The sequence below is a fragment of the Acinetobacter sp. T_3_1 genome (assembly GCF_025377055.1).
Taxonomy (GTDB): Bacteria; Pseudomonadota; Gammaproteobacteria; order Pseudomonadales; family Moraxellaceae; genus Acinetobacter; species Acinetobacter kookii.
Genome location: NZ_JACHVD010000001.1, coordinates 442,422 through 463,062, shown reverse-complemented (window position 1 = coordinate 463,062; position 20,641 = coordinate 442,422). Strand labels below are relative to the sequence as shown.

18 protein-coding genes are annotated in these 20,641 nt (G+C 44.7%); 3 read left to right on the top strand and 15 right to left on the bottom strand.

What is annotated here, in order from left to right:
• Positions 1–82: 82 nt before the first annotated feature.
• Complete coding sequence (gene katG, locus H4I94_RS02050; RefSeq protein WP_261181224.1) at positions 83–2,275, bottom strand: catalase/peroxidase HPI; 2,193 nt, start codon at positions 2,273–2,275, stop codon at positions 83–85.
• Between the two features lie 369 nt (positions 2,276–2,644).
• On the opposite strand from katG, the gene H4I94_RS02045 reads away from it, so the two are divergent.
• Positions 2,645–3,046, top strand: a complete 402-nt coding sequence (locus H4I94_RS02045; RefSeq protein WP_261181223.1) for a DoxX-like family protein — start codon at positions 2,645–2,647, stop codon at positions 3,044–3,046.
• A gap of 6 nt (positions 3,047–3,052) precedes the next feature.
• Here H4I94_RS02045 and H4I94_RS02040 read toward each other — a convergent pair whose 3' ends face one another.
• The 9 genes from H4I94_RS02040 to hcaE form a co-directional block, all read right to left on the bottom strand.
• On the bottom strand, positions 3,053–4,108 hold the full coding sequence (locus H4I94_RS02040) for an MBL fold metallo-hydrolase (protein ID WP_261181222.1): 1,056 nt from the start codon (positions 4,106–4,108) through the stop codon (positions 3,053–3,055).
• 75 nt (positions 4,109–4,183) lie between these two features.
• Entirely contained in the window at positions 4,184–5,122 is a 939-nt protein-coding gene (locus tag H4I94_RS02035; protein WP_261181221.1) for a cation diffusion facilitator family transporter, read from the bottom strand.
• A gap of 773 nt (positions 5,123–5,895) precedes the next feature.
• Complete coding sequence (locus H4I94_RS02030; protein ID WP_261181220.1) at positions 5,896–6,807, bottom strand: DMT family transporter; 912 nt, start codon at positions 6,805–6,807, stop codon at positions 5,896–5,898.
• Positions 6,808–7,132: 325 nt separating this feature from the next.
• Positions 7,133–8,365 carry a 3-phenylpropionate/cinnamic acid dioxygenase ferredoxin--NAD(+) reductase subunit gene (hcaD, locus tag H4I94_RS02025; RefSeq protein WP_131272882.1) on the bottom strand — a complete coding sequence of 411 codons (1,233 nt, stop codon included), beginning with the start codon at positions 8,363–8,365 and terminating at the stop codon, positions 7,133–7,135.
• 11 nt (positions 8,366–8,376) lie between these two features.
• Complete coding sequence (locus H4I94_RS02020; RefSeq protein ID WP_261181219.1) at positions 8,377–9,339, bottom strand: 3-carboxyethylcatechol 2,3-dioxygenase; 963 nt, start codon at positions 9,337–9,339, stop codon at positions 8,377–8,379.
• Between the two features lie 70 nt (positions 9,340–9,409).
• Entirely contained in the window at positions 9,410–10,225 is an 816-nt protein-coding gene (gene hcaB / locus H4I94_RS02015; protein WP_076752999.1) for a 3-phenylpropionate-dihydrodiol/cinnamic acid-dihydrodiol dehydrogenase, read from the bottom strand.
• 2 nt (positions 10,226–10,227) lie between these two features.
• The gene (gene hcaC / locus H4I94_RS02010) at positions 10,228–10,554 is read right to left on the bottom strand and encodes a 3-phenylpropionate/cinnamic acid dioxygenase ferredoxin subunit (protein ID WP_076752998.1); all 327 of its coding nucleotides are present in this window, start codon (positions 10,552–10,554) and stop codon (positions 10,228–10,230) included.
• Entirely contained in the window at positions 10,554–11,072 is a 519-nt protein-coding gene (gene hcaF / locus H4I94_RS02005; protein WP_076752997.1) for a 3-phenylpropionate/cinnamic acid dioxygenase subunit beta, read from the bottom strand. The genes hcaC and hcaF overlap by 1 nt, the downstream gene beginning before the upstream one ends.
• Positions 11,069–12,436: a 3-phenylpropionate/cinnamic acid dioxygenase subunit alpha gene (hcaE, locus tag H4I94_RS02000; protein WP_261181218.1), complete on the bottom strand. Its 1,368-nt coding sequence runs from the start codon at positions 12,434–12,436 to the stop codon at positions 11,069–11,071. Before hcaE ends, hcaF begins: the two co-directional genes overlap by 4 nt.
• 282 nt (positions 12,437–12,718) lie before the next feature.
• Here hcaE and hcaR point away from each other — a divergent pair, with 282 nt between their 5' ends.
• A complete protein-coding gene (hcaR, locus tag H4I94_RS01995; protein ID WP_131272885.1) occupies positions 12,719–13,618 on the top strand; it encodes a DNA-binding transcriptional regulator HcaR in 900 nt (299 codons plus the stop codon).
• Positions 13,619–13,904: 286 nt separating this feature from the next.
• Entirely contained in the window at positions 13,905–14,576 is a 672-nt protein-coding gene (locus tag H4I94_RS01990) for a DUF1345 domain-containing protein (RefSeq protein ID WP_409976731.1), read from the top strand.
• Positions 14,577–14,633: 57 nt separating this feature from the next.
• On the opposite strand, the gene H4I94_RS01985 is transcribed toward H4I94_RS01990, so the two are convergent.
• The 5 genes from H4I94_RS01985 to H4I94_RS01965 form a co-directional block, all read right to left on the bottom strand.
• Entirely contained in the window at positions 14,634–15,491 is an 858-nt protein-coding gene (locus H4I94_RS01985) for an alpha/beta fold hydrolase (RefSeq protein WP_092819100.1), read from the bottom strand.
• Between the two features lie 295 nt (positions 15,492–15,786).
• Positions 15,787–17,076, bottom strand: coding sequence for an OprD family porin (locus tag H4I94_RS01980; protein ID WP_261181217.1), 1,290 nt, complete (start codon positions 17,074–17,076; stop codon positions 15,787–15,789).
• Between the two features lie 430 nt (positions 17,077–17,506).
• Complete coding sequence (gene dmpG / locus H4I94_RS01975) at positions 17,507–18,526, bottom strand: 4-hydroxy-2-oxovalerate aldolase (protein ID WP_092819102.1); 1,020 nt, start codon at positions 18,524–18,526, stop codon at positions 17,507–17,509.
• Positions 18,527–18,537: 11 nt separating this feature from the next.
• Positions 18,538–19,434 carry an acetaldehyde dehydrogenase (acetylating) gene (locus tag H4I94_RS01970; protein ID WP_261181216.1) on the bottom strand — a complete coding sequence of 299 codons (897 nt, stop codon included), beginning with the start codon at positions 19,432–19,434 and terminating at the stop codon, positions 18,538–18,540.
• A 38-nt stretch (positions 19,435–19,472) separates the two neighbouring features.
• Entirely contained in the window at positions 19,473–20,270 is a 798-nt protein-coding gene (locus tag H4I94_RS01965; protein ID WP_261181215.1) for a fumarylacetoacetate hydrolase family protein, read from the bottom strand.
• Between the last annotated feature and the right edge of the window lie 371 nt (positions 20,271–20,641).

Sequence of the window (20,641 nt, the reverse complement as noted above, 5' to 3'; positions counted from 1 at the left end):
TGCAAAGAAAGTGTCCTAAATTTGGATTTCTTTACTCCATCAAAAAACCGCCGTAAGGCGGTTTTGTACATCTCAATGCAAATTATTTCTTCACATCAAAACGGTCTGCATTCATCACTTTGGTCCAGGCGGCAACAAAGTCCTTTACGAATTTTTCTTTGTTGTCGTCTTGCGCATACACTTCTGCATACGAACGCAGAATCGAGTTCGAACCAAACACCAGGTCCACACGTGTTGCCGTCCATTTCGCTGCGCCCGTTGTACGGTCCACAATCTCATAACGGTTTTTGCCGACCGGTTTCCAGTTATATGCCATGTCAGTCAGGTTCACAAAGAAGTCATTGCTTAACACGCCTTCACGGTCTGTGAACACGCCTTCTTTCGCACCCGCATAATTGGTTCCCAGTACACGCATACCACCGACCAGTACCGTCATTTCAGGTGCAGTTAAACCCAGTAACTGAGCACGGTCTAACAACAATTCTTCAGGTTGCGCAGTGTAGTCATCTTTCAACCAGTTGCGGAAACCGTCGTGTTTTGGCAACAAGTCTTCAAATGAATAGACATCGGTTTGCTCTTGAGTTGCATCCCCTCGTCCCGGCGTGAATGGCACTTTAATATCTACACCCGCAGCCTGCGCCGCTTTTTCCACCGCAGCCGTACCGCCCAGTACAATCAGATCGGCAATGCTGACTTTCTTCTCCAGACCGGACTGAATTTCTTCAAGTTTCGCCAACACTTTCGCCAAACGTTCAGGTTCGTTACCGACCCAGTCTTTTTGCGGAGCGAGACGGATACGCGCACCGTTTGCACCGCCACGGAAGTCCGAACCACGGAAAGTACGCGCGCTGTCCCATGCGGTGCTGATTAACTCAGCTGTGCTTAAACCGCTGTTTAACAGTTTCGCTTTAAGTTCTTCAATTTCAGCTTCAGACAACACATAGTTTACCGATGGAATCGGGTCTTGCCAGATCAGCTCTTCATTCGGCACATCGGCACCTAAATAACGCGATTTTGGTCCCATGTCACGGTGCGTCAGTTTGAACCAGGCACGGGCAAACACTTCCGAGAAGTACGCAGGGTCTTTGTAGAAACGCTCTGCAATTTTGCGGTATTCTGGATCGACTTTCAGTGCCATATCGGCATCGGTCATCATCGGGTTACGGCGCACATTCGGGTTGTGAGCATCAACAGGTTTGTCTTCCTCTTTGATGTTGATCGGTTCCCATTGTTTCGCGCCTGCCGGGCTGATGGTTTTTTCCCACTCATAGGTGAACAATAAATAGAAGAATTCATTGTCCCATTTGGTTGGATGGGTGGTCCATGCCCCTTCCAGGCCACTAACCATGGTATTGGCACCATTGCCCGTACCTTCAGGGTTATGCCAGCCCAAGCCCTGGAATTCAACATCCGCGCCTTCAACGTCTTTACCCAGCAATTCAGCCTTGCCATTACCGTGCGCTTTACCAATGGTGTGACCACCTGCCGTCAATGCCACCGTTTCTTCGTCATTCATGCCCATGCGGTCGAAGGTCACGCGCATATCCTGTGCAGTACGCAGCGGATCCTGTACACCATCCACACCTTCAGGGTTGACGTAAATCAGGCCCATCTGCACCGCAGCAAGCGCATTGTCCAATGACTTACGGTCCTGGTCATTTTCATAACGGTTTTTGGTGGCATCCAGCCATTTCTCTTCAGCACCCCAATTGATATCTTTTTCAGGATGCCAGATATCTTCACGGCCACCGCCAAAACCAAAGGTTTTCAGGCCGGCTTCTTCATACGCCACTGTACCGGCCAGGATGATCAGATCGCCCCAGGAAATTTTATTGCCGTATTTACGTTTAATCGGCCAAAGCAGACGGCGGCCTTTATCGGTGTTGACGTTATCTGGCCAGCTGTTGAGTGGCGCAAAACGCTGGTTACCGGTATTGGCACCACCGCGACCGTCCTGCTTACGGTAAGAACCGGCCAGGTGCCAGGCAGTACGCACGAACATGCCAATATAGCTGCCATAGTCCGATGGCCACCAGTCCTGGCTGCTGTTAATCAGTTCGCGTAAATCCTGTTTCACTGCTTCCAGGTCCAGTGAATTGAATGCCTTGGCATAATCAAAATCGGGATCTAGCGGATTGGTTTTTTTGTCGTGCTGAGAAAGAATGTCGAGATTGAGTGCGTTCGGCCACCAATCCCGGTTTGAGCGGGCAACGCGGTGATCCGTACCGGATTGGTGAAAAGGACATTTTCCTGCAGCTTGTGTGTCATTATTCATATCTAAGCTCCAAATCTAATCACAAAACCATCATTGTGATGAACCGTTAAAAATTTCTAATTCATCTTCAAAATAGCTGTTTTTTATGACAAAAGAAAGCAAGTTATATGAATGAAAACAATCGAAAAAGCCTATTCTAAAACGGGAATAAAAACAGGATTGATCAACCTTCATAACCAGAAGTGGAATTTTTAGAACTGCATTATCAATTTGCGATAAAGACCATCAGGATTTGAGATTTTGGACCATATTTCTGATTAAAAATAATGTGCTATATTGAGGCCATAACAAGCAAGAATCCTCCAGCATGTTGATCAGGCAGGATCGCTACTGCTGAGAACAGACTGCATTTTCTGGAACCTGCCATTCGTGAATCATAAGCCCGTCTTGGAAAAGCCTCTTCGACTGATTCAAATCACCCTTGCTGTTCTTTGGATTTATCAGGGTTTGATACCCAAAATCCTGTTTCAATCTCATGCAGAAATCGCCATCTGGCAGAGCCTGGGCTTAGAACTCCCTCTGGCAAAAATGGCAGTTAGCCTGTCGGGCGTGATTGAAATGATGTTTGGCTGTAGCTTTCTGCTTTGGCAAAGAGCCTTCATTTTGCATCAGCTGAATATTCTGGGTTTAGCCGGATTATTAGGGCTGATTGCCCTCACCGATCCTATGCAACTCAGCACGGCGTTTAACCCGGTCGTGATGAATATCGCCATGCTCGTTCTTTCAATGCTTGCCATTCAACTTTTAAATGTGAGCAAACAGCAAGCTTAGAAAAAATCAAACCACCAGACGCCGTCCTTCCCGTATACAGATAAACGGTGTCATCAGTTTGGAAGTATTTTTCATGGCAATCTTTAAATCAATTTCCGGTTGTTCCCGACGCTCATCAGTCAGTTGAAAGGTTCGGTAATGAATAGCCAGCGAACATTTGGAATGCAAATCCTGATGCGCCTGGAAAGCCTCCTGCGGGTTCATGTGTGTATAGCCCATCAGCTCACGCGGTTCATACGCCCCTATCGGCAACAGCGCGACACGCGGTGCTCCCAAACGGTTTTGAATCTCTTTAAAATGAGGTGAGTAGCCGGTATCTCCGGCAAAGAAACAGTGATCTTTGCCATGCAGCACTGAAAAACCGCCCCAGAGAGCCCGGTTTTGATCACGCAAGCCGCGACCTGAAAAATGCTGTGCCGGCGTATAAATAATTTTTAACTCATGCAATAAAGACGATTGCCACCAGTCCATTTCCAGCACATAAAAACTTTTCGGCAAATACCACGCATTGCCCAGCCCGGTATAAATCGGCATGGCAAATTTTTCATGCAGCCACTGCAAGCTGGCCAGGTCCATATGGTCATAATGGTTATGGCTGAGCAATACCGCATGAATGGTCGGCAATTCTTCCAGAGCAATGCCCGCCGGAATCACCCGCTTGGCACCTTTGCCCGGTGCAGGGCCGGCATATTCGCACCAGACCGGATCGGTTAATAAATTATAAGGTCCGATCTGCAACAGTACCGTTGCATGGCCCACAAACCACACTTGCCAGTCATCCATACTGGCGTTGGGACGGTTCTGGGGAATGGCTCGTTTGCTGGCATGGAATTCGGCATGTTCTTTGTTGATATCGACATTCCAGGTCGATGACTTGCGGGTGAGCAGCCATTTGATCAGCTCGGCCCGTCCACGTCCTGCTGGACTGGGCAAGGCATTGAAGAATCGATCACCGTTATGATGATTCGAATACATAAACTTGAATGAAGGCTGACGCCAGGTATGTGACCAGCATGATTTGGTCGGGAGTTGAAAGTGTAATTGCTCAGGCTTCTGCTTCATGTCCATTCAATTTCTTAGTGTGACCTCAACCTTCAGAATCCGATATTCTGAATGCTGCGCCATATATATCACGTTTTATTCCAAACGTCCTTGCATACGTTCCAACCACACCTGTTTAGTTTGCGGTTTGATAAACAATGCCACAATTTCCGGATGAATCTGTTTGATTTTCGCTTCAATTCTGTTGACACAGGCTTCGATGTCATCCGAACTCAAATTGTCTTCAAATTCCAGACTTAAGGAAGCAAGCACCTGATGCGCGCCCATCTGTTCGGTCAGCACACCATTGGCCGACTGTACCGCCTCATCTCCCTGCGCAATCAACAAGATGTCATTACGCAATTTTGGATCGGCCGTTTCACCCATCAATAATCCCTTGGTTTCACGGGCCAATAAAATGGCAGAAATTGCCAATACTATCCCAATCAGGATCGAAGCCACGCCATCCAGTTCTGGAATATTCAAGGCATGGGCCAGATAGATCCCGATCAGGGCAATCAGCAGACCACATAACGCGGCAGTATCTTCAAACAGTACGGTAAAGGTGGTGGGGTCTTTGCTGTGTCGAAAAGCCTCGAAATAACCTTGCTTGCCTTTCACCTTACGGAATGCTTTTAAGGCCACCAGCCAGGAGGTGCCTTCACATAAAATGGCGATGATTAAAACAATATAATTGATGGTTGGATTCAGCATTTCTTCAGGATGCAGCACATGCTGTATGCCCTGATAAATCGACACAACCGCGCCCAGTGCAAACACCATCAGCGCCACAATAAAGGCCCAAAAATACAGCTCACGGCCATAACCAAAAGGATGCCTGTAGTTTGCCGGCTGCTGGGATTTTTTCATACCATACAGCAGCAGAATTTCATTCAGGGTGTCCACCACCGAGTGCACGGCTTCACTGAGCATAGCCGAACTGTTGGTGATATAGGCCGCCACAAACTTGACCAGTGCAATCGCCAGATTACCTGCCAGTGCTGCATAGACCACTATCTTATTCGAATCAGACATTCAAATTTGTCCCGGGTGTTTTTGTTAAGCGTTATTGTTATCAAATAGATCTATTTGATTTTTATAGCTCTTTGCATAGTACTGAATGTGGTTGTGGTGGTGGTTTATTGTTTTGTTGTTTTTAGCGCGACTGCTGATTATTTCACCAGTGCGTATATAAATGTTCCATGTGAAACGCTGTGGTGAAATATGATGCATTTGTACGATTTGCACAGATTGCAAGCTCCTAAAAAGGAAGCCTAAACTNCGACTGCTGATTATTTCACCAGTGCGTATATAAATGTTCCATGTGAAACGCTGTGGTGAAATATGATGCATTTGTACGATTTGCACAGATTGCAAGCTCCTAAAAAGGAAGCCTAAACTCAGTACTGTCCCATAGTTCTGTTAAGGGCTTTTATTTTGCTGAAAACGGTTAATTTCGAATTAGAATCATATAAATGAATTTTCATGAAGTCTGTTTGTAGACATTTGTTTGTTAATCCAGTATTCGTTATTTTCTTTAATTCTTTACTGATGAGAAAGCTTAAAATTTCATAGATAAGTTAAAGTCTTTCACAGCCACAATTTTTCAATAAAATCGAAATGTATTTGTGTAGGCGATATCTTACTTTTGACAGGCCAAAAGTAAGCAAAAGCCTTTGTTACCCACACATAACATCCATGTTATGGTGGGTAACATGTGGCATCCCTGCCACATTCGTCAATCCAAAGTTTACTTAAATTAAATTATGGGACAGCAGTGGCCTAAACTTCCTTTTTATCCTGTTGTATTAACGCAGTTTAGAAAAATACTGCTGGCGCCATTCTTTCCAGAAATACATCACAATCCCAAACATCACCACCACAATGCCGAAAAAGGCATTCGGACTGATATGTTCATTATTCAAGGTGGCACCCAAAACCAGGGCAATCACCGGCGTCATGACATTACTTAATGACACGGTCGAGGCATTCAAACGCTTGATCAGCCAGAAATAACACAGCATGGCCACAATGGAAGACATGATCATGGTAAAGATAAAACCAATCATCGCCCGTCCGCCAGGCATAGCCGTTGGAAAATGCTGCCAGATAAACGGAATGATCAGCAGCGAACCCAATGCAGATACAATGAGTGAACCGGTCGCCTGGGACATCGGTTTGAGTGGAGCATTAATCTGTTTGACCCAGAAAATCGAGCTGATATAAGACACCATGCTAATCAGCATCAGCACCACACCAAGCGGATTGATTTTACTGTCGGCAGAATCGGCAAAGACAAAGGTCAGGCCGGAAACCGCAATCGCCATACCCAGCCATTGCAGCCAGATCAGCCTTTGGGTTTTTAAAATCACATGTCCGATCAGGCCCGCAATCAGCGGTGAAAAACCGAAGATCAGTGCCATTAGCCCTGAAGTCAGATAATTGGCTGCAAGATAGATAAACAGCTGCGCACCGATCAGGTTTAAGCTGCCCGCCACATAACTTTTTAAAGAAGTCGAATCAAAAGGTAGCGGGTCACGCATCAGCTTTAACAGGAACAGGGCAATGACCGACGCGCCAAAATAGCGGATGATCAGCACCCACATTGGATGAACTTCCTGCACGCTCCAGACAATTGCCAGTGGCGTAGTGGCCCAGATAAATACCAATAAAGCGTAAATACTTGCCGTCACCAGCATGAGAGATGAGTTTGAATTCATAAATTGCTCAATTTGATTGTGTAGTAATGGAGAAGACTGCCAACCGCCTATTTTCCATTATCCGCACCATGTCAAAGGCGACAGGGATGTCGCTCGCTGATCTGGGGTATATGGACATCTTGCGAAGTATACTGCTCAATATCAGTAAAAGATTTTTGTCACCTTGCGCCATGTATGGCTCATCCTTCAAAAGTAAGACATCCCCTACGCAAAGCCCATCCAAATCCATCCCACAAAGTGCGGGGGTGTTCATCAACGCCCAAAACAAACATAAAAAAACAGACCTATGCAAGCATAGGTCTGTCCAGAAATATCTCAATAAAACTTAAGCAACTTTGCGTAAATCAAGGCTTAAATCAAGATGTTTTTCTGCCTCAAAAGCGGTATTTTTGCTGATCATTTTTTTCAAATGACGCATTTCTTTCGCGGCATTGACCGTAATACCGGCAACGATTTGACCATCGGTCACACCGTACATGACGAATGAATTTTCTGCGCCTTTGGCTGCATCCATTTCACCGCGAATATGCCATTCAGCTGCAGCCATATCGCCCACAAACTGGAAGTTGATATTGAGCTGATCGGTCCAGAACCAGGCCGGATTTGCTTTCGGATGCTCTACACCCATCACGTGACGTGCGAAGATGCCTGCCTGAAGGTTGGCATTTTCCCAGGTTTCAACACGACGGTGTTGGCCATCTTCACGAAGCTGGGTCGCAACGTCACCTGCCGCATAAATGTCAGCATTTGAAGTCTGGCAGTTTTCATTGACCTGAATCGCAACATCCACGTCCAGACCGGCATCCACTGCAAGCTGTGCATTTGGCACAATTCCGATACCGTACACCACCGCGTCGGCACGAAGTTCTTCGCCACCTTCAAGAGTCACAACCACTTCTTCACCGTCTAACTTGCAGTCTGCAATCTTGGTTTCAAGACGTACATCCACACCATTTTGACGATGCTGCTCAAGCAGGAATTCGCTCAGGATACGTGGTGAACAACGGCCCATGACCATAGGACCCATTTCAATCACAGTCACCTGGCAGTCTTTGTAACGTGCCGATGATGCCAGCTCAAGACCGATCACACCACCACCGATCAGAATCAAACGACGGCCCGGTTGCAGCACAGGAACCAGCGCTTGAGAATCTTCAAGGTTACGCAGGGTATAAACGTGTTTGCCCAAAGCATCGAAGTTCGGTAAACGGCGCGCTGCACCACCGGTTGCAAGAAGCAACTTGTCATAAGCAACAAGGTCACCATTTTGAAGCTCAACCGTTTTCGCCTCGGCATTGATTTTCACCACGCCATTGCCACGAATGGTTTCCACACCCAAATCTGCCAGTTTTTGTTCTGACAGAATTTCGATTTTGGTTTCCTCTGGCTTTAAGATCACGTCTTTAGACAAAGGCGGACGCTCATAAGGCAGATGTGTTTCATCACCCACCAAAATGATTTTGCCTTCGTATTTGTTGGCACGGAGTTCTAAAATGGCGCTAGCACCAGCTTGACCAGCACCGACGATAACGATGGTTTCGATAGCATTTTGGCTCATGGGTTTAATCCTTATTTCAATTCTGCAGATACGATGCCGAAGCCCGCAATCCACTCACTAATATCTTCGTAGCAATGAGTTGTCATTTCATACTCACCGACTTCATGTAATGCAGCAAAAGCAGCCATCCAGGAACGGACTTCCTGACCACCACGGCCACCCTCGACACGAATTTCAGCTTCCGTCATCGCTTCAATGGCCGCAAAGTCTGCTTTCTTGAAAGTTTCAAGCAATGCACGATCCCACTCAGGGTTCAACGGCACTGCAACAGATTTATCACCTGCAGCCAATTTTTGACCCACTGCGATAATTTTTGCCTGACGGTTCTGGCGCGACTCTTCAGACGGGTTACGACCTGCAATCAGGAATTCTTCAACTTCAGGAGGAACCGAACCCATTTGCGGTGTTGGTGGATCATGTGACAGACCACCCGTACCCAGTACCAGTACACGTTCATTTTCCAGGTTCAATGACTTGATGAACTGACCTACCGCACGGCCCAAAGCCACTGTACGTTTAGTCGTTGGCATTGGTGTAGCCGCACCATTGATGAAAACCGGAATGGTTGGATAACGATCGAGCTGACAGCCACACAGGAAATGCAATGGCTGAGTCACGCCATGATCGGCTTGCATACGATATGAGTACGCAACATCCACACCTTCATCCAACACACGACGCACTAGATTAAGGGCTGTTTCTTCAGGCACATTAATGTGGTCATTGTCTTTACCGTAATCCCAGTCCCCTGCTGCTTTGGCACGAATACCCACGCAGAAGCTTGGCATCAGGTCATAGAAGAAGCCATTAAAATGGTCTGGACCAAAAGTAATGATTAACGTTGGATTATAGTCTTCAACTTCTTTGGCAAGTTTGGCAAAAGCTTCACGAACGGCTTGTTCTTTATGCTTTTCTTGCGGTGAAGCGAATTCCATTAATGGGCTGTGCGACGCACAAATAAGTTTAACGGCCATGAGAGACTCCAGAACGGAAGGTAGCCCAGAACAGGCTACCGAGTAAGTCCATTACATTTCAGACTGAATTTTATTCGTCAAAGAAACCTGCACGTGGTTGACGTAAACCACGAATACCCAGACCACATTCAGCGTTAATTAACACACCGGTCAAAGGACGGTTGTTTTGACGAGATGCCAAGAGCACGTATGAACCCGTCATGTCTTCCGGTTCAGGCAAGAAGTTAAGTGGCATACCACGTGCAATTTTCTCAGGATCACGGGCATCCAGCAGGCCAAGATTTTCCTGACCCAGTGATGCCGCACCTTTGATATTCACATTCATACCTGACGGTGCAACAGCGTTCACTCGTACTTTAGGCGCAAGTTCGTAAGCCAGTTCTTTCATAATGCCGACCCCTGCATGCTTAGATGCTGTATACACGGGGCCTCCGCCTGCCGAGTACAGTGCAGAGTTAGACAAAGTAAATATGATAGAACCTTCAGAAGCTATCAATGCATCCAGCGCAGCCTTGGCACCCAAGATGAGTGACTTGGTATTAATGCCCATGATTTCATCAAAGGCTTTTTCCAGTTGCTCACCCGATGTATTGACGATATCTGCATAATGATCCCAGATACCGGCATTGCCAACGAAACAGTCAAGCTTGCCGAAGCGCTCAACTGTTGCGTTTACAGCACGGACATTGTCTTCATAGCTGGCCACATCACCTGCGATCGCAAGCACGCGGTCACCGAAATGTTCTTTCAAAGCGTCAACTTTTGACTGTGAACGTTGAAGAACCGCAACTTGTGCACCTTCTTCCAGGAAACGTTCAACCAGTGCCCAGCCTAAGCCTGAACCACCACCAGTGATGAGTGCAACTTCGCCTTGCAGCCAACCCATGATTACTCTCCTGCCATTTCTACAAATAACTGACCATCTTCAACAATCACCGGGAAAGTCTGGATTGGATCAGTTGCTGGTAAACATAATGCTTGACCAGTTTTCAAACAGAAACGTGCTGAATGAAGCGGGCACTCTACAGTACCGTCATCTTCAAGATAACCTTCTGACATAGAAGCGTTACCATGTGAACAACGGTCGTTCATTGCGAAGAACTCACCGCCATTGTTGAAGACTGCAAGCGCTTCGATACCGTTTACGCCGCAATCTACTTTCAACGCTTCGCCTTCGTCTAATTCGTCAACTTGGCAAACAAAAATCTTATTCATTAGAAGAACACACTCAGGTTATGTGAGTTATAAGTCACCTGATCAAGGGTAATCTTACGGTTGAAGATCTGGAAACCTTGAGCAGTATCGACTTTGCGGATCTTGTCGTGACGCTTGCCACAGTAGATGGTGACATCTTTCTCTTTCTGTGTACGGTACAACAAGTACGTTACGTAAACGTCGTATTCACCTTCAACTTCCGTTGCCTCAACGATGATGTTAGACACCATGTGAGTGGTACGTGAAGGAGGTTCTTCAGCCCATGCCATACCTGTCTCAAGACGGGCAACACGGCGTTCCAGCAGGTCTTTGGTATCGTTAAATACCCAAGTTGTTGGTGGCTCGATCGAACGACGACGGTCACGAGTTTGAGCGTTCGGTGTGGTACGCAAGGTATAAGAAATATCTTCTGCCAATACGTCTAACCAATCGCGGAATTTCCAGTCGTCAAGCAGCTTTGCTTCACGATAGAGGAACTGACTAATTTGATGTTGAAGTTCTAAACTGATCTGACTCATTTCATAAGCTCCTTCTCGTATTCGTCAGCTGCTTTTTCCACGTCTTCCCATTTTTCATGGATCAATAAATCTGCCCAACGGCGGTACATGCCACGTGCTGCAGTTTCAGAGAAAATGTAGTTGGTAATACCCGGAATACCATCTTCACGAACTTTCTCGTTGCCTTTACCCATTTCCATGATCAAGGCATTCTTACGAGCTTTATAACCACGTAATACTTTTTGGATTTCGATCCAGTTCTCAGAGTCATCTTGCTCCAGGAAACCGGCAGGACCGAAGGCACGCGTTGCAGAACGTTCAAATGCTTCTTTCACTTCCTGAGACGCTTCAGCATCGGCAATACAGAATGCCCAAACTTCAGTTTTGTTTGGACCACGTGGGTGCCATACGCGAAGTGTTGCAGTACCGTTCAACCAAGACAATGTTGGGAACATGGTGTTGTGACCCGCAAGACGTAAAGCACGAACTTCGCCTAAACGCTCTTTCACTTCTTCGTAAGTTTCACGGAAATAGTTGGCAACTTCACCGTCAACCCAAACGTTCGCATCTGGTTTTTCTGTGAAGAAGAAACCTGAACCGTGACCACGTGAACCGTACTGGATCGCGTCTTTCGCAGTTTCCCATACAGGACGGGCTGTTTGCGCAGCACCTAATTTTTTAGATGATTCGTCATCAGGTTTTGCACCCAATACTTGAATCGCAGAGGCATGAGAGAACAATGCGTGATATTGGTCAGATGCGAACTGTTCAGCTGCAAATTTCCAGTTACACTCGATTTCCCACTTGTGTACACCACCGATAATTTCAGTACCACCCGGACGACGGTCTAATACGCCATCGAGATACCAGGCGATATCACCCATGTATTCTTCCAGATCTGGAGTGGTTTCATCCCAGCATCCGAAGACTAAGCCTTTGTAAGACTTCACACGGTTCACTTCAACCAGACCCCATTGCTCTTTGCATGCGCCATGCGGGAAAGCACGCTCTTCAAGCGGGATGTCTTTTAAAGAACCGTCAATACCGTAAGACCAGCCGTGGTATGGGCAAGTGAACGCACGGGTATTACCACAGTCTGCGAAGCTCACACGCATAGAACGGTGACGGCACTGGTTTAAAAATGCTTTGATTGAGCCGTCTTTTTGACGTGTCACAATAATTGGATCTTCACCCATGTAGGTATTGAAGAAGTCACCAGCCTTAGGAATTTGGCTTTCATGGCAAAGGAATAACCAGGTACGACCGAACACACGTTCAAGTTCTAATTCATATAGATCTGGGTCTGTATAGATTGACGGTGAGATACGTCCATTTTGTGCATCGACTAAAGCGTCGATTTCGCGCACATCAATTTTTCCACTCATGAAAAGCTCTCCTGTGACCAGTAACGGCACAAAGTAAATAGACTCAACTTTTCAGCGATAATGGATTTTTAGCCAGTTTTGGGGAAATATTTTTTTTGTTTTAATTAAGATATTTTATGAATTATTTAAAATTTAGCTTTATATATTTAAACACTAATAAAAAATGCAAGATCATTTATTTTCTAAATGGCAGAATAATCTTCACCTAATAGTTGTTTATAGATTATACTGCGACAAAAATATAGTAAGACATTTTTTGGATTACTCTTTTGGACGAGTTATATGGAATTACGACACCTACGCTATTTTATCACCGTTGCAGAAGAACTTAACTTCAGTAAGGCTGCACTAAAGCTTTATACTGCTCAGCCTTCTTTAAGCCAGCAAATTAAAGACCTGGAAGAAGATGTTGGGGTAAAACTGCTTTATCGCACCAAACGCAAGGTTGAACTGACTGAAGAAGGTGCCGTATTTCTCGAGCAAGCCCGCTTAACCCTGGCACAGGCAGATAAAGCCATTGCCATGGCACGCCAGGTTTCCCAAGCCAAACAGCAAATGCTACGTATTGGCTTTGTTCCGGTGGCGGAAATGAAAATTTTCCCTTATGTGCTGCCGAACTTGCGCGTGCAAAACCCTGATTTAAAAATTGATTTGCTCAGCTTAAACAATAATGAACAAATGAAGTTGCTGAAAAAAGGTGAACTGGATATCACCTTTACCCGACACAACTTTAACAGTGATGAAATTGAAAGTTTATTCGTGCTACGTGAACCGCTGATCTTTATTTTACCGAAAGACCACCCTTTGGCTAAGTATGAACGCATTCCTGTTAAAGAATTGAATGGTATAGATTTTATTATTCCTGCTGCCGAGCAGTCCTTAACCTTGCATAATGCCATTATGGATTTTGCCCATGCCAATGGGATTGAATTCAATATTGTGCAAAAAGCCGATAACATCCTGTTTAACATCAACTCTGTAGGGATAGGTTTGGGCTGCACCATTCTGCCGGGCTATGTTGCGCCACTGACCATGGAAAATACCGTGATTCGCCCCTTGGATGTGGAACTGCCTTACCTCGACCTGTATGTGAGTTACCATAAAAACAGCAGCTCTGTCGCAGTGAAGAAATTTATTGAATTGCTGACCCATGTGTTTTATCTAAACATTAACCGTAATTAAAAAACTTTTACACTTTTGCACTGAATTAAAGCCACCATTATTTATTAGCAAAATAATGGTGGCTTTTTTTATTACAATTTGTGTATTTTTAACCCACCCTAGACTTAAGTCTTACGCTTTTTTCTTATCGGCAATGCTGAATTGATAGGGAATAACGTACAACTTGTTTCCTTCATTCCTCATAAATGACATTTCATCATCGCAAATTACAACTTAAGTCTAATAAATTCCCCACGACTTTTTTAAAATGTTAAAAAACAACAATAACAAGAAAGGGTAGATCATTATGCATCCTCTACGCCGTATAAAAACCGGGATCCAGCACCACCTTTATTTCTTTCTGACCTTCCCCTTTATTGCGGTGCTGTATGCTGCTTTTCAGTTGATGACCTCATGGAGCTGGTCAACCTGCCTGTTAATGAGCTGGAATATTGTCATTTATGCTTATTTATTTTTCACCCTGAAAAAACTCTGGCACATTGACCATGCACATATCCTGCAACGTGCCAAGGAACAGGATGCCAGTAAATGGCTGATTCTTTTTCTGGTCCTGCTGACCTTAATCATCTGCTTCATCGCGCTGATTATTGAAGTGAATAATTTGCCGAGCAACACGCTCATTCAAACCGCTCATATCGTTTTATCCATGGTGACCATTACCTCCGCCTGGTTCCTGATGCATACCATTTTTGCGATTCATTATGCGCATGACTTTTATCTGGCACTCGACAGGAATAATGAAGGCGGGCTAGATTTTCCCAAAACCCCTAAGCCCACTTATCCCGACTTTTTATATTTTAGTTACATCGTCGGGACTTCCGCACAAACGGCGGATGTTTCCATTACCCACTCTTCAATGCGGGTGCTAAACACCCTGCACCTGCTGCTGGCCTATGGATTTAATACCACAATTCTGGCCATCACCATCAATGTGGCAGCGAACTTTATTAGTCCTTGAGCAGCAACAAAAAAAGGATGACCGAAGTCATCCTTTTTTTGTTGCCAGATGGCGGAATTAAACGCCGCGAGCAGTCAAATAGTTTTTAATTACTGTATTGAACTCTTCAGCTTTTTCCACTTGTGACCAATGGCCACACTGGCTGAAAATGTGTGCATCAGCATTTGGTACAATGTTCAGGATATCCCAGCTACGAGAAACTGGAATCACCACGTCTTGAGTACCATGAATCAACAATACAGGCACAGTGATGTCTTTCATTTTTTCGAAGTCTAACGGGAATTCGAAACGGTCACGGTCACGTGCGCCCACGACGTCCATCAAACGGTTCGATGCATAGTCATTTGCAGCAGAAGCAAAACGTACTTTTACCAGCTCGTCTGTGATCAGGTCTTTGTTTACCACGAACATCGACAATGTTTTCTTGATGCCTTCTTCAGTCAATACCGGGTTGGCATGTGCTTTCAGCGCAGCAGTCTGTTTTGCACCGCCTGTACCCATAGATACGATACCAAGTACACGTTCAGGGTAGTCTAAAGCCAACTGGAATGCCAACCAGCCACCGAGCGAGTTACCGACCAACCAGGTTTTTTCAATGCCCAGTGCATCTAAAGTACGCACCGCATGGTCTACCCAGGCACGGATACCGTAAGCTGTACCTGGCGCTACTACAGTTTGACCATAACCAATAGTGTCGATAGCGATACAACGCGCCTGTTCACCAATTGATGGCAGGTTTAGCCACCAGTTTGCCGCAGCAGATACACCGGTACCTGAACCGTGCAAGAACAGGATAGGCGTACCTTCACCCACTTCGTGATAGTGAGTCAACTCACCTTCTGCAGTTTCAATCCATTTGTCTTCTAAGCCAAAGAATGGATCTGTTGTATATTCAGGGATTTGAACAGTGCTCATACATACTCCTCGTACAGTCTTTAGCTTGCGTTTCCATCTTGATTCAGAATTTAACGTCAAGTTGACTCGGTGAAATTTACTTTTTTACCGCCTTATATTACCTGTTCAAAGCGGTCAAACTGATACAAATTTACGATCAAATACTATAAAAAAACGATAATTTAACTATTTGTTTTTAAAAACTTTATTAAAGAACAAACCCTTATTTTTATTAAGGCATTTAATAAAAAATAGCTTTCTACACAGCATAAAAAAAGCGACTGATTTAAAGCCGCTTTTTTATGACACCACTTAATTAGAACTTATAAGTATAAGTTGTTGCTACACGGTGTTCTTGAAGGTCGTTACCGAAGTTATAGTTGGTATCGATGAACATGTAGTTGAAGCCTAAGCCTTTTAACTTACCTTCAGGTACAACATAGTTTACGATCACGTTATTTTCGTTTTCTTTGCCTTCCTTCTTACCTGCACCTAGATCAATATTGTCACCACGGAAGTGACGTACTGTCGCAGTTAGACCAGGGACACCTGCTTCAGCAAAATTATAGGTATAACCTAAACTCCATGAACGCTCATCTTTACGAATGAAACTTGCAACAGACCAGTTATCTAGGAATGGTTGTGCTACCCAACCGCCCAATGTAGGGAACAGTGCGACATCACCAAAGTCGCCAAACATTTGTTGATAACCCAACTGAACAGTGTGCATACCGTGATTTACTTTAACACCTGCAGAAACGGCTTGGCTGTCAATCTTGCCATATAGTTTATCGCCAGATTCACTATTGTCAAAATAGCGAACGTGGGTATCTAGTTTGGTTTTTTCAGCCAAAGTCGTTTTGTAGTTCGCAGCAACATAATGCTGTTGATAGATGTTGGTGACATCTGCATACCAGTAGCTACCACCCAATTTTGGTGTAAATTGATGATCTACGCCAACAATGTACATGCCATCATCAGTAGACTTATTCGCCGCTTTTGCTTTAGCAAAATCATTTTGTGGGAACAAGGTCAAATCTTGATATTGATTGTCATAACGTGCATTGATGCCATCAATATAAGCCAAGGTCAGCTTCGTATTTTTAAGCTCTTTAGATTCCAACCAAGCACCGCTATAAGTGGTTAATAATTGGCGCGATGGATCAAAGAACACCACAGGTGACATTGGCTGTAAGTCACCTACTTTTAATTCAGTTTCAGAAACTTTAACTTTTAAAGTTGCACCTAACTTAGCATTATCACGTTCAGTTTTCTTCTCATTTTCATTGTATGGCATATGAATGTCATTCACATTACCACGTGATTTTAGACCAATCGCATATTGTGCCAATAGATCAGCACCGACTTGAATGCCTGCACCAATATCGTGATAACCCGACTTGGCATCTAAAGTGACTGCTTGAGTCCAGTTGCCATAACCTGGGTTATAAACTCCAGCTGTATCATGGTTATATTCACGGTCTAAATAAAAGTTTTTAAATTTAAATTGGACATTACTGTCGTCAACAAAATCTGCATTCGATGCAGTTGTTCCTAAAGTTGCTGTCGCAGCAAGCATTGCTATCCATAAGTTTTGACGACGCATGGCTAAATTCCTTAGTGATCAAATTAAGCTATGGCGCCATCATGCTAAACAATCACAAGAAACGAAATCCGACCAGAGTATTAAGATTTATTGCCTTTATGGCTATTTCCGCTGGTTTTTATTTTAAAGATTAAGCCCACGTTAAGAACTTTAAACAATAAGTCATTTTATCTTCCTTTCATTTCATTATTGTTAAACCTTTGTTTCAGGGTTTATTTTCAAAGAATTCAGGCTTTTTGACCGCAAAAAAAAACTGATTAATCGCTTTTAAGTTTAACCCAGTCGAAAAACCACTTAAGCAATTGATTATATTAATATATTACAGCTATTTCATGATATTTTTTATCTATAAAGACAAGTTTAAAATCAAGGTCCAGCCATAAAAAAAGCGCCCTTCCGGACGCTCTTTTTCGCTTTGACTTAAAATAAATTAAGCATTGGCTTCTTTGGCTTTAGACATGGTCAATGCCAAGTCTTCAATCATGTCTTCCTGACCGCCGACTGTACCACGACGACCAAGTTCCATCAGGATTTCACGTGCAGACACGCCATATTTCGCTTCAGCACGTTTAGCAAATAACAGGAATGATGAGTAAACACCTGCATAACCTAAAGTTGCTGCATCACGGTCGGCACGAATCTGATGGGTCATCATTGGAATGATCAGATCTTCCGCAACGTCTTGCACCTTAAACAGGTCTACACCGGTTTCCATCTGCATACGGTTGGCAACCGCAACAAACAGTTCAAGCGGTGTATTACCCGCACCCGCGCCCAGACCGGCAGAGGCTAAATCGACACGTTTTGCACCCGCTTCAACCGCTGCAACCGAGTTTGCTACACCCATGCCCAGGTTATGGTGACCATGGAAACCGATTTCGATGTCTGAACCCAGGTTGGCACGTAAAATACCCACGCGATCCGTTACGTCTTTAGGCAACATATAGCCTGCAGAGTCAGTCACATAGATACAGTTTGCACCGTAAGACACCATTTTTTGTGCTTCTTCAAGCAGTTTTTCTGGAGAAGCCATGTGCGCCATCATCAAGAAGCCCACAGTGTCCATACCGAGTTTACGCGCAGCAGTAATGTGCTGTTCAGAAACGTCAGCTTCAGTTGAATGCGTTGCAACACGAATGGTTGCAACACCAACATCATGCGCCATTTTCAAATGGTCAACAGTACCAATACCTGGCAGTAAAAGTGCAGACACTTTAGCCTGTTTCAGGTTTGGAATCACCGCCTTCAAATATTCTTCATCGGTTGCCGCAGCAAAACCGTAGTTCACAGAGTTACCGCCTAAGCCGTCACCGTGAGTCACTTCAATTAAAGGTACACCTGCATCATCCAGAGCCGTTGCAATCGCAACCATTTGCTCAGGTGTAGTTTGATGGCGCATTGGGTGCATGCCATCACGTAAAGTCATATCATTAATAATAATCTTAGACATGAAGATGCTCCTTATGCTTCAACTGCGCTTAAAACACGTTCTGCAAACATTTCTGCGGTACGCGCAGCTGCTGCAGTCATAATGTCGAGGTTACCGGCATATTTAGGCAGGTAATCACCCAGGCCTTCAACTTCCAGGAAGATGGATACACGGTTGCCATCAAATACAGGACCGTTCACCAGTTTGTAACCTGGTACATATTTTTGAACTTCCTTGATCATCGCATGCACAGATTCTGTGATTGCAGCCTGATCTGGCTCACCTTCAACCAGGCAGTGAACCGTATCACGCATCATCAGTGGTGGCTCTGCCGGGTTAATGATGATGATCGCTTTACCCGCTTTAGCACCACCAACTTTTTCAATCGCACCGGCAGTAGTACGGGTGAATTCGTCAATGTTTTTACGTGTACCCGGACCTACAGATTTAGTCGATACAGTCGCGATGATTTCACCATATTCAACCGGTTGCACACGCGAAATTGCAGCCACCATAGGAATAGTCGCCTGACCGCCACAAGTCACCATGTTCACGTTTGGCACTTCGCCTGCGTCCAACAAAGCTTCCAGGTTTACTGGTGGTACGCAGAACGGACCGATCGCAGCAGGTGTCAAGTCAATCATCAACACACCAAGTTCATTCAACTTGCGGCTGTTTTCAGCGTGAACGTAGGCAGAAGTGGCATCGAATGCAATCTTGATGTCATCTTCCAGAACGTGAGGAAGTAAACCGTCTACACCATCGCTTGTGGTTTTTAAACCCATTTTCGCAGCACGTGCCAAACCCTCAGAAGTAGGGTCAATACCCACCATCCATACTGGCTCTAAAAATTCGCTGCGTTGTAATTTATACAGCAAGTCAGTACCAATGTTCCCCGGACCGATCAATGCACATTTAATCTTTTTCATGAACAATTTCTCTTAAAAAACGCTCTTAAAATCTGGACTTATTCAGCAGCGAATGCAGCAGTTACAGAACCAAAACCTTCAATTTCAACCACGAATTCATCACCCGGGTTGGCAACAACCATAGGACCTAATGCACCCGTCAGGATGATGTCGCCTGCAAGTAAAGGACGGCCACGACGTACCATTTCATCTGCCAGCCAAACCGCTGCGTTTAATGGGTTAGCCAGACATGCTTTACCCACACCTTGAGACACGATTTCTTCGCCGCGTTTCATGGTCATTTTGCAGTTAACGAGGTCTAAATTTTCCAGTTTCACAGGACGTGAACCAAGAACATAAGCCGCAGAAGATGCGTTGTCTGCCACAGTATCAATCAATGAAATTTTCCAGTTTTCGATACGGCTATCCACAACTTCTACAGCTGGCAGTGCATATTCAGTTGCACTGATAATGTCTGCATAAGTGTGTTTTTCTTGGGTTAAATCTTTGTTGATGATTAACGCGATTTCTGCTTCAACTTTAGGTTGAATCAACAGGCCGGCTGGAATCGCTTCGCCATCGCCATAAGCCATGTCAGCAAACAACATACCGAAGTCCGGCTGGTCTACACCCAGCTGTGCTTGCACAACTTTAGAGGTTAAACCGATTTTACGACCGGTTAAGCGGCGGCCTTCAGCCTCTGCACGTTTGGTATTTACTTCCTGAACTGCGTATGCGATATCCACATCAGCACTTTCACCGCCAAGTTGCGGGCGAATCGGTGCAATCGCAGTTTTTGATAATTCAGCGTCACGTAATGCTTGCGCAACTGATTCAACAACAGCAGAATTCGACATCAATGTTTCCTTAAACTGCAAAAATTGGACTTATACCGTTATCGATGGAAATGCGATGAACAACGAGAAAAAAATCTGTAAACTGATCAAAGCCATCAGCAAATGGGTGCTGCCCATCTTGGCAAACGCGTATATGTATAAACGGTTTTAGAATCGGAAAATTGCGCTTTTTATGCCAATACTTATTTTATTTATGACAATAGCTAATTCCTATAAATTGACTTGGTTTTATTTTAAAAAAACAGCCATATGAACTAAATATAAAAACTGCTTTCTCATCCAGGCTTCAGCTCAGATTGCCAGATTTCTAAAAGAGCCTTCCATCTACGACTAAAAGACTAGATCAAATGCTTGTTTTAAGCACAGTTAAC